The following is a 13,610-nucleotide window of genomic DNA, read 5'->3' on the forward strand; positions in this document are numbered from 1 at the left end:
GGTGGCGGAAGCGGTGAGATTCGAACTCACGGAGGACTTTCATCCTCGCCAGTTTTCAAGACTGGTGCATTCAACCACTCTGCCACGCTTCCTAGGAAGTTATCATTATAGGGATCTAATTACGATCCTGATTTTTTCACCGTACCTAGTAAAAACAGTATTTTACAGATGGTAGGGTTTTTCAAAGATCTACTGAGCCAGTAAAGGAATTCATGAGCAAGAATCCAAAACTTAGAACTAAGTATGCCGTCAAAAGGCTCACAAAAGCTGACCAACCTAATCTCAAGGATTTACTCCTGGATCCGCGGGCGACGAGTACTGATTTAATTATTCCCAGCCGGGGAGTGCAACGCTACCGCAAGGTGATGCCACCCCAATTCAACTAGAACTATTGTTCCAGTTGAATCAAACCCTTCAGATACTTCGCGATTGCCAAACTGGAGGTGAGTGCGGGTGACTCAAAGCCAAAGAAGTTGTAGAGACCTTCAATTCCATGCTCATTGGGGCCATCGATCCGAAAGTCCCCAGCGGGTTGATCTTTAGGGACAATCTTGGCACGTACCCCTGAATAATCGGCCTGTAAACTACCATCCTTAAGGTCTGGCCAGTATTGTCGGATGGCTGCATAGAATCGCTCACCCCGCATCGGATCCACCGCATAGTTAATCTGATCCTCAGACTCAATCTCGAGCCACTCCACATCGGGGCCAAACTTGGCCTGCCCCGCCATATCGAGTGTCAAATGCACTCCCAAGCCACCCGGTTCTGGTACGGGATAAATTAAATGCCGAAATGGTGACTTGCCTGCTAAAGAAAAGTAATTACCTTTCGCAAAATAGGCTTTAGGAATGTGATCAGCTGGTATTCCCTCAATGCGTTGCGCTACAGCCGGCGCGCTCATGCCCGCACAATTAATTAGATACTTAGTTTGCAGTTGCATCGCGTCGGCACCGCCCACCTCCAGCTCAAACCCTCCAGGAATGACGCGCGCATGATTTAAGGGAGAGAGATAAGCAACCATTCCGCCGGCATCCTCAAAACCGCCAAGCAGTGACAGCATATAGGCATGACTATCCACAATGCCGGTGGTTTTTGACAAAATCGCTGCTGCAACTCGTAGATCGGGCTCTAACGCATTGGCTTCTTTCGCTGTGATGAGACTGATTTCTCGTGCGCCATTTTGCTGAGCACGATAGAAGATCCCGTGCAGATCATCAACCTGCTGTGGATCACTCGCCACAATTAATTTGCCGTAGCGCTGGGTTCCCACCTGATGGTCGCGACAATACTCATAGAGCATGCGATTGCCCTCAACGCAGAGTTTTGCTTTTAAAGAATCCTTGGGGTAGTAAATACCAGCATGGATGACTTCGCTATTTCGGGAGCTGCTAATGGTTCCAAATGATGCTTCGCGCTCTAGCAATACGGTTTCATGACCTTGCAAGGCCATTTCTCGGGCCACTGCTAAGCCCACGACACCCGCCCCAACGACGACACAATCTAGTTTATCCATATTAATTGCTTATTTTTTGATGCCAAATCGTACCATTTCACCGAAATTCAATCCGGATGCTTTAGAAGCCCTTATTGATAAAATCTATGGATATGACCGCACCCTCAAACGCAGAATCATTAGACAACCCTTCAAGCGCGGTTTTTGGTTCCCTGCAAGCAGTAGATATCGTTCTAGATCTCGCCTATCAGGGGATTGAGTCTAAGGACTGGAAGAAGTTATTTTCTAAAGCGGAGCAAGCGCAGCTTAGTCATCATTTAAACGCTGTCTTTACTGGCGAGCATGTCAATACGAGTGAGCACCGCCCTGCACTTCATACGGCGCTGCGTAATCTTGATAAATCTCCAATACTGGTTGATGGCAACGATGTGATGCCAGAGATTGCTGAGGTTTGGCAACGCATCGAAGGCTTGTGCAATAAATGGGTGGGCGTGACGGATTTAATTCATATTGGGATTGGGGGTTCAGACTTTGGTCCACGCCTTGCTGTGCAAGCGCTAGCCCATTCGGCGAATAAGCTAAATCGCGGCATGCGGGTTCATTTTGTAGCCAACGTGGATAGTGCTGAGCTGAGTCATGTATTAGAACGTGCCCAGGCGAATAGCACTAAGGTATTGATTGTGTCCAAATCGTTTGGGACGGCTGAAACCTTAATGAATGCGCGCGCTGTTCTTAATTGGTTCAAAGCGAAGAACCTCACCAGCTCGCAGATCCAAAACTCCCTATTTGCCATTACCAGCAATATTCAAGCGGCAGAAGCCTTTGGTATTCAAGCGGAGCATGTCTTCCCTTTTTGGGATTGGGTAGGCGGACGATTCTCCGTATGGTCTGCCGTTGGTCTACCGATTGCTTTGCAATACGGCTTTGATACCTTCAAACAATTTTTGTCGGGAGCCAATCACATGGACCGCCATGCGATTAGTGCTCGTCTCGATCAAAATCTCCCGATCCTAATGGCATTGGCTTTGTACTATCAACAAACCAAACACCATTCCAAAGCCTATGCAGTGGTTCCGTATGCACATGCCTTGGAGCTCTTCCCATACTGGTTGCAGCAATTGGATATGGAAAGCAATGGCAAGCAAGTTGATCGCTTTGGCAAGCCCGTATCGCTGAGCTCCCCCGTCGTATTTGGTAGCGCCGGCACCAATGCTCAGCATTCGTATTTTCAGTTACTGCATCAAGGGCCAGAATGCATTCCAGTTGATCTAATTGCGATTAAAGAGCCGATGAGCGCTTTACCAGAGGCCAAAGATCATCACCATGCCCTCTTAGCCAATTGCTTGGCACAAGCCCAAGCTTTAGCCCTAGGCCGTGATGCGAGCGACCCCAACCTCAGCTATCCAGGAAAGCGGCCCAGTAATTTAATTGTGCTACCCAAGCTTGATGCTTATCATTTAGGTGCCTTACTGGCTCTTTACGAACACCGTGCCGTTTGCTTGGGAGCGCTATGGGGCATTAATAGCTTTGATCAGCCTGGGGTTGAGCTGGGTAAAGTGTTAGCTAAACCCATTGAGCTCGCTCTTCAACAAAAAGACACTTCCGGTGCTGAATTTGACTCCATCACCGCTGCCAGAATCCATTACTTCCAGAAATAATCCATGAACGTTCCTGCCTCGATTTTTAAAGCCTACGATATCCGCGGCATTATTGATGAAACCTTGAATCCACAGATCGCCAAAGCAATTGGCCAAGCTTTTGGCAGTCAAATGCGCGATTTGGGAGAAACGGACGTTGTTATTGGTCGAGATGGTCGACTCTCAGGCCCAGTTCTGATTGAGGCTCTGACCGAGGGTTTGCTTTCCACCGGGATTAATGTGATTGACCTCGGGATGGTCGCCACACCGATGGTGTACTTTGCTACCCATCAGACCATTGGAAATTGCCAACCCAAATCCGGCATCATGATTACTGGCAGCCATAATCCGCCCAATTACAACGGCTTTAAGATGGTACTCGGCGGATCAGCGATTTATGGCGATCAGATTCAGGGGCTACGACAACAAATTGAAGCCGATGATTTTCGACAAGGCAATGGAAAACGCTCCAGCTTCAATATCTTCCCTCAATACTTACAAACCATTGTTGGCGATGTTCACCTAGCGAGGCCCATGAAGATCGCTGTCGATTGCGGCAATGGTGTGGGTGGTGCGTTTGCTGGCGAGTTATTTCGGGCTTTGGGCTGTGAGGTGCAAGAGCTCTTTTGTGAGGTTGATGGGCATTTTCCCAATCATCATCCAGACCCTGCCCATCTTGAGAATCTTCAAGACCTGGTTCGCAACCTCGCAACGACCGACAATGAACTAGGCCTTGCCTTTGATGGCGATGCCGATCGACTCGGTGTTGTAACCAAAGATGGCGAGGTAATTTTTCCGGATCGGCAAATGATGCTGTTTGCAAAGGATGTTCTCAGCCGCAATCCCAAGGGCCAAATCATTTATGACGTCAAATGTACTCGCAACCTTGCCCCATGGATCCGTGAACATGGGGGCGAGCCTCTCATGTGGAAGACCGGCCACTCCTTAGTCAAGGCCAAGCTGAAAGAGACTGGCGCCCCTCTAGCCGGGGAAATGAGTGGTCATATCTTCTTTAAGGACCGTTGGTTTGGGTTTGATGATGGCCTCTATACCGGCGCTCGTCTGCTAGAAATCCTCAGTCAATTTGATAATCCAAGTGAAGTATTGAACGCCCTACCGAACGCTATTTGCACCCCTGAGTTACAACTTCCATGTGCCGAGGGCGAGTCTTTTGTCTTGCTTGAGAAAATCAAGGCCAACCCCAAGTTCCCAAGTTCTCAATCGATTAATACGATTGATGGTGTCCGGGTTGAGTATGCCGATGGCTTTGGTTTGGCTCGCCCCTCGAATACAACACCGATTGTGGTACTCCGATTTGAGGCTGATTCTGAAGAAGCGATTCAACGAATCCAGCAAGAATTCAAAGCGGCTCTTTTGGCTGTGAAGCCGGATGCAAGATTGCCTTTTTGATGAAAAAGAAAAAAATATTTCCTGATAAAACCTTAAGATCTCAGCCTTTAAGTTCATTAAAAGATGGGGATAACAGAGATCTCAAGATTTATGATTCCTCTCTTTATGATTTTGTTAATCAAAAAAGAGTGCTTGTCTACCAGTTAAAGAATTCTGAATTTATTAGAATTTATAACGAAATTGTTCAAAGAGAAGGCCTTCCACTAGAACAGTGGAATGCATTCTAAATTGACCAAATAATCAAAAAATTAAATCTTTTTAATTTCTTTAATCTGATTTTGCTCGTCTACTAAAACAATTTTTGGGGTATGGGTTTTAGACTCGGCGTTATCAATCGGTCCGTAGGTGCAAATAATGAGATGGTCACCCACGTGGGCCTTACGAGCAGCAGCACCATTTAAAGAGATCGCACCAGAGCCTCTGGGTGCCTTAATAATATAGGTGGAAAATCGCTCGCCGTTATTGATGTTATAGAGCTCTATCTTTTCGTATTCACGCATATCGGCTGCATCCATCAGATTCTCATCAATCCCACAAGAACCCTCATAATGCAAATCGGCCTCGGTCACGACCACCCGATGCAACTTTGCCAATAACATGATTCGTTTCATAGAAATCCCCTTTAAGGATGGGATTCTATCGCGAAAGTGATTGCGAGTTAAGATTGATGGATGAGCACAATGAATGAATCACTTTCGACCGGTAGTTTTTATGATTACCCCCAGCAAGATGCATCGGGGGCTACCTGTATTGCGCAGGCGTGGGCCAAAACACCTGCTCCACTTGCTTTGGGAGAAAAGCAGGATGTGATCGAGCGGATCAAGGCTTTGTTAAAGGCAAAAGATGCGGTCATTGTGGCGCACTATTACGTCGATGGTGATATTCAAGATCTTGCAATGCAAACTGGGGGCTTTGTCTCTGACTCCTTAGAGATGGCTCGATTTGGTAAAAATCACACCGCCCAGAATTTAATCGTCGCTGGTGTGCGATTTATGGGTGAGACTGCAAAGATTCTGAGTCCTGAGAAGCGCGTATTCATGCCAGATCTTGAGGCAACCTGCTCACTGGATTTAGGGTGTCCTGCGGAAGATTTTCGGAAATTCAAGTCTGCCCATCCGGATCGAGTCAGTGTGGTGTATGCCAATACGAGTGCGGCAGTGAAAGCACAGGCGGATTGGATGGTGACTAGCTCTTGCGCCCCAGCAATCGTGCACCATTTGGATCAGCAAGGCAAAAAGATATTGTGGGCACCCGATCGGCATCTAGGGCGTTACATTCAAGAGCAAACCGGCGCTGACATGATTTTGTGGAATGGCGCCTGCATTGTGCATGATGAGTTTAAAGCGGTTGAGCTGGCAGCAATGCGTGAGAAGCATCCTAATGCCATGGTTCTAGTTCATCCGGAGTCACCACAACATGTGGTCGATCAAGCAGATATCGTTGGCTCGACCTCGGCAATGATTAAAGCGGTGCTGGAAGGTAACGCCTCTGAATACATCGTGGCCACTGATCAGGGCATCTTGCATCGCATGCGTCAATTGGCCCCTAATAAAAAGCTAATTGCTGCACCAACGGCTGGTGAAAGCGCCACTTGTAAGAGCTGTGCCAACTGCCCTTGGATGGCAATGAATGGGTTGAGGGGTATCTTGCATTGCTTGGAGCATGACTCTGGCGAGATTGAAGTGAAAGAGCCTATTCGCTCTGAAGCGCTTGGGTGCATTCTTCGCATGCTGGACTTTACCTCCACCCACCCAGAATTATTAGCCAAAGCCCAGCACGGCTTCATTAAAAATATTGGCGCCGCCTAAGTCTTTTTGAATGTTTTCCGATAACGAATCCTTAGATCAGGCCATTGCTCGTAATGTGCGCGATGCCCTCTATGAAGATCTGGGTCGCGGGGATTGGACTGCTAATCTGGTTCCTGGTGATCAAACTGCGCATGCCAGATTAATTGTGCGAGAGCCGGCCGTGCTGTGTGGAACTGCATGGTTTGATGCGGTGATTCAGTCGCTTGATTCACAGGCGCGGGTTAATTGGTTGTTTTCTGAGGGCGATTGGATGGCGCCCGATAGTCTAGTCTGTGAAATTACCGCAAATGCACGCGCCCTTCTGAGTGCTGAGCGCCCTGCCATGAACTTCTTACAGACCCTCTCCGCAACTGCAACAACGACCCGGCGATATGTTGAAGCGATTGTGGGTGCCAGCTCCAATCCCAAGGGATGCTCGATTTTGGATACCCGCAAAACGATCCCGGGGCTGCGACAAGCCCAAAAATATGCGGTTCGAGTGGGTCATGGTCAGAACCAACGGATGGCCCTATGGGATGGCATCTTGATTAAAGAGAATCACATTGCTGCAGCAGGGACTATTACTGCGGTATTGGCTGCTGCCAATCAACTCAACGCAGGAGTGGATGTACAAATTGAAGTAGAAAGCCTTGCAGAACTCCAAGAGGCGATCGATCACGGTGCCAAGAGTATTTTGCTCGATAACTTTAGTCTCGATCAAATGTGCGAGGCCGTAAAGCTCACCAGCGGCCGAGCTCTCCTAGAAGCATCTGGTGGTGTTACCCAAGATCAACTCCGTGCCATTGCGGCAACGGGTGTCGACCGAATCTCGATTGGCAAATTGACGAAGGATATTCAGGCAATCGATTACTCGATGCGCATTGATCGCATCAGCTAGATAGCTGGGTTTGAATCGGGGTCAGAATGGTTGGATATGAAACCGGCCAGGTTTTTGGGTAATCGCGACTAAAGTGCAAGCCTCGACTCTCCTTACGCAATAGAGCCGAGCGCACCACTAGTTCAGCGCACTCAAGTAAGTTGCGTAACTCAATTAAATCTCGGCTTACTCGAAAGTTAGCATAGTAGTCTTGGACCTCAGTACGTAAGAGCTCAATCCGGTGCAAGGCGCGCTCGAGTCTACGGGTAGTTCGCACAATGCCCACGTAGTTCCACATCAAGGAGCGTAGCTCATCCCAGTTATGCGCAATGACGACTTGCTCATCGGCGTCTTCAACTTTACTTTCATCCCACAGCCGCACCGGGGGTTGCTCAACATCACCCTGCTCTAGGATATCGGCTGCTGCAGCCTTACCAATCACGACGCATTCCAATAATGAGTTGGAGGCCAAGCGATTGGCGCCATGCAATCCAGTGTAGGTAGCCTCACCTACCGCATATAGGCCGGTTAAATCGGTACGCCCCTTAAGGTCGGTGACGACGCCCCCACAGGTGTAATGCGCAGCGGGTACCACCGGAATTGGTTGTTTGGTAATGTCAATTCCGAGGGCGAGACAGCGTGAGTAAATCATGGGGAAGTGTTCGCGGATGAATGATTCACCAAGATGCGTTGCATCGAGATGCACATAATCCAAGCCATGTTTTTTCATCTCAAAGTCGATTGCGCGCGCCACAATATCACGTGGAGCAAGTTCCTTGCGCTCATCATGCTCTGGCATGAAGCGATGGCCATTCGGTAGCTTCAAGATTCCACCCTCACCACGTATCGCCTCGGTAATCAGGAAGGTGCGATCGCTGGGATGATACAAACAGGTTGGATGAAATTGCACGAACTCCATATTGCCGATCCGGCAGCCTGCGCGCCATGCCATCGCAATTCCGTCGCCAGTGGCTGTATCGGGATTACTGGTGTAGCGATAGACCTTCCCTAACCCACCGGTTGCTAGCACCACAGCCTTGGCTAGGATTGTTTCTACCCGACCCTTCTCAATATCGAGTGCGTACGCCCCATAGCAGCGATTGGATTTGTACTTCGCGGGCACTTGCAAATGTTTATTGGTGATGAGATCGAGTGCAATCCAGTTCTCAAGAATCCGGATATTGGGATGTGCTTTGGCCTTATCCAGCAATACCTCATGAATTGCCTTACCCGTTGCATCGGCGGCATGGGCAATGCGTCGATGACTATGCCCACCCTCACGGGTTAAATGCAATCCTTCAGGGCCAGCCTGATCGGGTGTAAAGGGTACGCCTTGCTCAACCAACCAATGAATGGCCTCTGCACTTTGCTCTGCAACATAACGCGCCACGGATTCAACAACGAGTCCTGCTCCGGCATTCACAGTATCGACGACGTGCGATTCAATACTGTCCTCTTGATCGAGAACCCCAACAATCCCACCTTGCGCCCAGGCAGTTGCCGCTTCGCTCAGACGGCGCTTGGCCATCAAGATCACCGGTTGTCGATCTGCGAGGTGAAGGGCAACAGTAAGGCCGGCTAAGCCGGCCCCAATGATTAATACAGGATGATGATGGTCATGCGCTACGCTCATTGAATGAGCATAGCATCGTTTACCGTTAGGTCATAACCAATGTGCTGTGCGGGCTTGCCGCCTTTGTGAATTGCTACAGCGCAATACTTAAACTCTGGAATCTTGCCAAAAGGATCCAGCGCGGGGTTGGTCATTAGATTAGCAGCTGCCTCGTAATAAGCAAACGGCATAAATACAGCCCCACTTGGGGTGCCATCATCGCGGCGAACATGAATCCCAACCTCGCCCCTGCGGGACTTCACGGTAATCACATCCCCTGGGTTTAAACCCAACTTTGCCATGTCTTCACCACACATCGAGGCGGTCGCCATGGGCTCGATCGCATCCAGAACCCCTGCGCGTCGGGTCATACTACCAGTATGCCAATGCTCGAGCTGGCGGCCTGTGATTAATACAAAAGGATATTCCGTATCAGGTCGCTCATTGGCCGGAATAATATCGGCAGGCACCAGTTTTACTTTGCCATCAGCGGTTGGGAAGCTCTCGTCAAACACGATGGGCTGACCCGGATCGTCCTCGCTTAAGCATGGATAAGTAACACATGACTCACGCTGCAAGCGATCCCAGGTAATGCCATTGATCACGGCATGCATGGCGCGACGCATCTCGTCATAGACCTCAGCAACACCGCACTCCTCGCCTTGGTAACCCCACTGCAAGCCAATGCGCTTAGCAAGCTCCTGAATAATCCACAAATCAGGCTTTGCATCACCGGGTGGGTTTAGAGCTCGCTTGCCCAACTGGACCATGCGGTCGGTGTTGGTAACTGTTCCGGTTTTCTCAGGCCATGCGCTTGCTGGCAGGATAACGTCAGCTAACCACGCGGTCTCGGTCATAAAGATATCTTGCACGACCAGGTGATCAAGCGATGCCAAAGCATGGCGCGCATGATTTAGATCGGGGTCACTCATGGCAGGGTTCTCGCCCATGATGTACATCCCCCGAATCTTGTCAGGATCCGAATCTGGTGCTGTGATCTTATGCATGATCTCAACCACGGTATATCCAGGCTTTTTATCTAGGGGGGTGTTCCAAAACTTCTCGAACCACTCATGTGCCTGGGCGTTATCAACGCGCTGATAGTTCGGGAACATCATGGGGATCAATCCCGCGTCACTGGCGCCCTGGACATTGTTCTGACCACGCAGTGGATGCAAACCGGAGCCAGGCTTACCAATTTGACCGGTAATACTGACCAATGCAATTAAGCAACGGGCATTATCGGTGCCATGCACGTGTTGGCTCACACCCATGCCCCACAAGATCATCGAGGCTTTGGATTTAGCAAACTCGCGCGCTACCTCGCGTAAGGTTGCGGCAGGTACGCCACAAATGGGTGCCATTGCCTCAGGGCTGTAACCCTTGACGTTCTCTTTAAGGGCTTCAAAGTTAGAGGCACGCTGCGCAATAAAGTGTTGATCGCACAAGCCCTCTTCAATCACCGTATAGATCATGGCATTAAGCATGGCGACATCAGTATCAGGCTTAAATTGCAAGGTGCGCCAAGCGTGCTTACCAATATCGGTCACGCGTGGATCGGCCAACACAATCTTGGTGCCATTCTTTGCGGCGTTTTTCATCCAAGTTGCTGCGACTGGATGATTGGCGGTTGGGTTAGAACCAATCACCAGAATTAAGCCAGAGTGCTCGATATCATTGACCTGGTTACTCACTGCCCCAGAACCAACACCTTCGAGCAAGGCGGCAACACTCGATGCGTGGCATAAGCGGGTGCAATGGTCGACGTTGTTGCTACCAAAGCCAGTTCGTACCAGCTTCTGAAATAAGTAGGCCTCTTCGTTGCTACCTTTAGCCGAACCGAATCCTGCCAAAGTCTTCTTGCCATGTTGATCACGTAAGGCCTTTAACTTACCGGCTGCAAGATCCAAGGCCTCTTCCCAAGTCGCTTCACGGAAGACTTCACTCCAATCCTCAGGATTTTTACCTGCAGACTCAATCGAATGCTCGTCCTTTGCTACACCAGGTTTACGAATCAACGGCTTGGTTAAGCGTTGAGGGTTGTGCACATAATCAAAGCCAAATCGGCCCTTCACGCACAGACGACTGTGATTTGCAGGGCCATCACGACCATCCACGCTCACAATTTTTTCATCTTTCACGTTGTAGGTAATTTGACAGCCCACCCCGCAGAATGGACATACCGAATCCACCTTACGATCCACGGCTTGTGAACCAATATGCGTTTTGGGCATTAAAGCACCGGTTGGACAGGCTTGTATGCATTCGCCACAAGCGACGCACGTACTGGTACCCATCGGATCGTTCAAATCAAAGACGATTTCGCTATGTGCGCCACGCATCGCGTAACCAATCACATCGTTCACCTGCTCTTCACGGCAAGCACGAACGCAACGGTTGCACTGAATACAAGCATCCAAATTAACAGCCATCGCAGGATGCGACAAGTCAGCTGGTGGTTGATGACGACGCAAAGCCTTCAGTTCAGGACGAACCGATACATCAAGACGACTGGCCCACTCACTGAGTTCCCCATGCTGTTGACGCTCACGCTCAGCATCACTATCACCGACCCATTTATAACCTTCATCGGGCATGTCAGAGAGCAACATCTCGAGCACTAATTTTTGACTCTTGAGAGCGCGCTCACTATTGGCTTTGACTTCCATGCCGGCAGTGGCCGCTCGGCAGCAACTCGGTGCCAAGGTGCGCTCGCCATTGATCTCGACCACGCATGCTCGGCAATTACCGTCGGGGCGATAGCCATCCTTAAAGCACAGATGGGGAATATCAACTCCATGGCGTTTGGCTGCTTTTAAGATGGTCTCACCATCATAGGCAACGATCGTCTTACCATCGAGTTTGAACTCAACGGTTTGCAATGCTAGTTCTTGCGGATTGACTGGTGCGTTCACGCCTTAAGCTCCCTATCTAAGCGGTTATGCAATTTCGTGGGGGAAATATTTATGGATGCAACGAATGGGGTTGGGTGCTGCTTGCCCCAGACCACAAATAGAGGCATCAACCATCACCGTGGATAGATCCTCCAAAGTAGCCTGATCCCATGTGCGTGCTTGCATCAATTGCGCAGCTTTACTGGTTCCAACCCGACATGGGGTGCACTGACCACAACTCTCGTGCTCAAAAAAGCGCATCACGTTTAGCGCTGCATCGCGTGCCTTGTCTTGATGACTAAATACCATCACAGCTGCAGAACCAATAAAACACCCGTAAGGCTGCAAAGTATCAAAATCCAATGGAATGGTATTCATGGTCGCTGGCAAGATACCGCCTGAGGCGCCACCTGGCAAATAGCCATAGAAGGTATGACCTTCTTGCATACCACCGCAATACTCATCAATCAGCTCCTGAATGGTGATACCAGCTGGTGCAAGCTTGACGCCCGGATATTTCACTCGACCACTCACACTAAAGCTACGCAAGCCTTTGCGATCATGGCGACCAAAGGAACTAAACCATTGCGGTCCACGTGCGATGATGTCGCGTACCCAATACAAGGTCTCAAAATTATGCTCAAGCGTGGGTCGACCAAATAAACCAACTTGTGCAATGTAAGGAGGACGCATTCTAGGCTCGCCCCGCTTACCCTCAATACTCTCGATCATGGCGGACTCTTCGCCGCAGATGTAGGCACCCGCTCCTCGGCGTAACTCAATCAGCGGCAACTTGAACGATGCATGCGCTTGAAGTTTTTTAATCTCAGCATCAAGCAACTCGCGGCAGCCGTGATACTCGTCACGCAAGTAGATGTAACAAGCATCAATCCCAACTACGCGCGCAGCAATCAACATTCCCTCAAGGAAGCGATGAGGGTCGCGCTCCAAATAGGTACGGTCTTTAAATGTTCCAGGCTCACCCTCGTCAATATTGACCGCCATGAGCTTAGGTGCCGGTTGATCCTTCACGATCCGCCATTTACGCCCAGCCGGGAATCCAGCACCACCAAGACCGCGCAAACCAGAATCTTCCATCGCCTTAACAATGGACTCAACCTCGCGCTTACCGCTATCAAACTCGTTGACTAAGGCATAACCACCTTTTGCACAATAGGCCTCGTAACCCACATAAGCAGGAGATACCTCATTGGCTTTTTGCTCAGGACTCACGGCGTGCTGCGCAAAGTCTGCGGGCTCAAATTGAGCATCATCCTTTGCCTTGGGATGTGTCAGTTGACGATTTTTAACGGCCTTCGATACCTTTTCTGCATCGGCAAATAATACGGGGTATTGATGCACCACTGCCACTGGAGCTTGCTCACACCGACCTACGCATGGAGCTGCAATCACCTTGGTCTTGGCATTCCCCAGAATCGTTGGCAAACGCTCTAATAACTGTTTGGCACCCGCTAACTCGCATGACAATCCATCGCATACTCGCACCGTAATATCAGCAACCGGATCATTGCCGCGCACGACTTCGAAGTGATGATAGAAAGTGGCAACTTCATACACCTCGGCCATTGGCAAGTTCATTAGCTTGGCAAGGGCGGCTAAGTGACGATCATGCAAGGCGCGGTATGCATCATTAATAAGATGCAAGTTCTCAATCAGCAGGTCACGTCGATATGGACCATCACCGATCAGTTTTTTAACTTCGGCTAAGGATGCATCATCTGCCTGTCGCCCTTTTAATTTACTTTTTTGCCGAATTCGCTCACGAAGGTCATCTGCACTTGCAATGGCAACCGCCTTGATTTCGCTAGAGGGCTTAGGGTGATTCATGCTGTTTTAGTCTCTCTAAATAGTTATTTAAAAGATCGTATTACGTGAGCTTTTAATGATTGAAATCAATGTAATTGATCTACCCATCTAAG

Annotated in this window: 9 protein-coding genes and 1 tRNA gene; 4 read left to right on the forward strand and 6 right to left on the reverse strand. The window is 49.6% G+C overall.

Annotated features, from left to right (window positions below; all coding sequences use genetic code 11):
* Nucleotides 1–2: 2 nt before the first annotated feature.
* Together AOC32_RS06915 and AOC32_RS06920 are read right to left on the reverse strand one after the other, a co-directional pair.
* Nucleotides 3–92 (reverse strand) — tRNA-Ser (locus AOC32_RS06915).
* Between the two features lie 296 nt (nt 93–388).
* A complete protein-coding gene (locus AOC32_RS06920) occupies nt 389–1,513 on the reverse strand; it encodes an NAD(P)/FAD-dependent oxidoreductase (RefSeq protein ID WP_108508763.1) in 1,125 nt (374 codons plus the stop codon).
* Between the two features lie 92 nt (nt 1,514–1,605).
* On the opposite strand from AOC32_RS06920, the gene pgi reads away from it, so the two are divergent.
* Nucleotides 1,606–3,111, forward strand: coding sequence for a glucose-6-phosphate isomerase (pgi, locus tag AOC32_RS06925; protein ID WP_108509381.1), 1,506 nt, complete (start codon nt 1,606–1,608; stop codon nt 3,109–3,111).
* A gap of 3 nt (nt 3,112–3,114) precedes the next feature.
* Nucleotides 3,115–4,500 (forward strand): phosphomannomutase/phosphoglucomutase, encoded by a 1,386-nt coding sequence (locus AOC32_RS06930; RefSeq protein WP_108508764.1) that lies wholly within the window; start codon nt 3,115–3,117, stop codon nt 4,498–4,500.
* Between the two features lie 248 nt (nt 4,501–4,748).
* Here AOC32_RS06930 and panD read toward each other — a convergent pair whose 3' ends face one another.
* Nucleotides 4,749–5,111, reverse strand: coding sequence for an aspartate 1-decarboxylase (gene panD / locus AOC32_RS06940; protein WP_108508766.1), 363 nt, complete (start codon nt 5,109–5,111; stop codon nt 4,749–4,751).
* 69 nt (nt 5,112–5,180) lie between these two features.
* Between panD and nadA the strand changes: the two genes are divergently transcribed.
* Nucleotides 5,181–6,308: a quinolinate synthase NadA gene (gene nadA / locus AOC32_RS06945; protein WP_108508767.1), complete on the forward strand. Its 1,128-nt coding sequence runs from the start codon at nt 5,181–5,183 to the stop codon at nt 6,306–6,308.
* Between the two features lie 10 nt (nt 6,309–6,318).
* The gene (gene nadC / locus AOC32_RS06950) at nt 6,319–7,185 is read left to right on the forward strand and encodes a carboxylating nicotinate-nucleotide diphosphorylase (protein WP_108508768.1); all 867 of its coding nucleotides are present in this window, start codon (nt 6,319–6,321) and stop codon (nt 7,183–7,185) included.
* On the opposite strand, the gene nadB is transcribed toward nadC, so the two are convergent.
* Genes nadB through AOC32_RS06965 form a run of 3 tightly spaced genes read right to left on the reverse strand, consistent with a single transcriptional unit; the run spans nt 7,178 to nt 13,518 of the window.
* On the reverse strand, nt 7,178–8,797 hold the full coding sequence (gene nadB / locus AOC32_RS06955; RefSeq protein WP_108508769.1) for an L-aspartate oxidase: 1,620 nt from the start codon (nt 8,795–8,797) through the stop codon (nt 7,178–7,180). The two genes, nadC and nadB, sit on opposite strands and share 8 nt — an antisense overlap.
* Nucleotides 8,794–11,691: a formate dehydrogenase subunit alpha gene (gene fdhF, locus AOC32_RS06960; RefSeq protein WP_108508770.1), complete on the reverse strand. Its 2,898-nt coding sequence runs from the start codon at nt 11,689–11,691 to the stop codon at nt 8,794–8,796. The genes nadB and fdhF overlap by 4 nt, the downstream gene beginning before the upstream one ends.
* 24 nt (nt 11,692–11,715) lie before the next feature.
* Entirely contained in the window at nt 11,716–13,518 is a 1,803-nt protein-coding gene (locus tag AOC32_RS06965) for an NAD(P)H-dependent oxidoreductase subunit E (RefSeq protein WP_108508771.1), read from the reverse strand.
* Nucleotides 13,519–13,610: the final 92 nt, after the last annotated feature.

Origin of the sequence: Polynucleobacter acidiphobus, from assembly GCF_003065385.1 — a bacterium.
Taxonomy (GTDB): domain Bacteria; phylum Pseudomonadota; class Gammaproteobacteria; order Burkholderiales; family Burkholderiaceae; genus Polynucleobacter; species Polynucleobacter acidiphobus.

Bases quoted from the DNA above. Each gene is read 5' to 3' on its own strand.
- nadA (WP_108508767.1), top strand. From the start codon at position 5,181: ATGAATGAATCACTTTCGACCGGTAGTTTTTATGATTACCCCCAGCAA.
- nadC (WP_108508768.1), top strand. From the start codon at position 6,319: ATGTTTTCCGATAACGAATCCTTAGATCAGGCCATTGCTCGTAATGTG.
- nadB (WP_108508769.1), bottom strand. From the start codon at position 8,797: ATGAGCGTAGCGCATGACCATCATCATCCTGTATTAATCATTGGGGCC.
- panD (WP_108508766.1), bottom strand. From the start codon at position 5,111: ATGAAACGAATCATGTTATTGGCAAAGTTGCATCGGGTGGTCGTGACC.
- AOC32_RS06920 (WP_108508763.1), bottom strand. From the start codon at position 1,513: ATGGATAAACTAGATTGTGTCGTCGTTGGGGCGGGTGTCGTGGGCTTA.
- AOC32_RS06965 (WP_108508771.1), bottom strand. From the start codon at position 13,518: ATGAATCACCCTAAGCCCTCTAGCGAAATCAAGGCGGTTGCCATTGCA.
- pgi (WP_108509381.1), top strand. From the start codon at position 1,606: ATGACCGCACCCTCAAACGCAGAATCATTAGACAACCCTTCAAGCGCG.
- AOC32_RS06930 (WP_108508764.1), top strand. From the start codon at position 3,115: ATGAACGTTCCTGCCTCGATTTTTAAAGCCTACGATATCCGCGGCATT.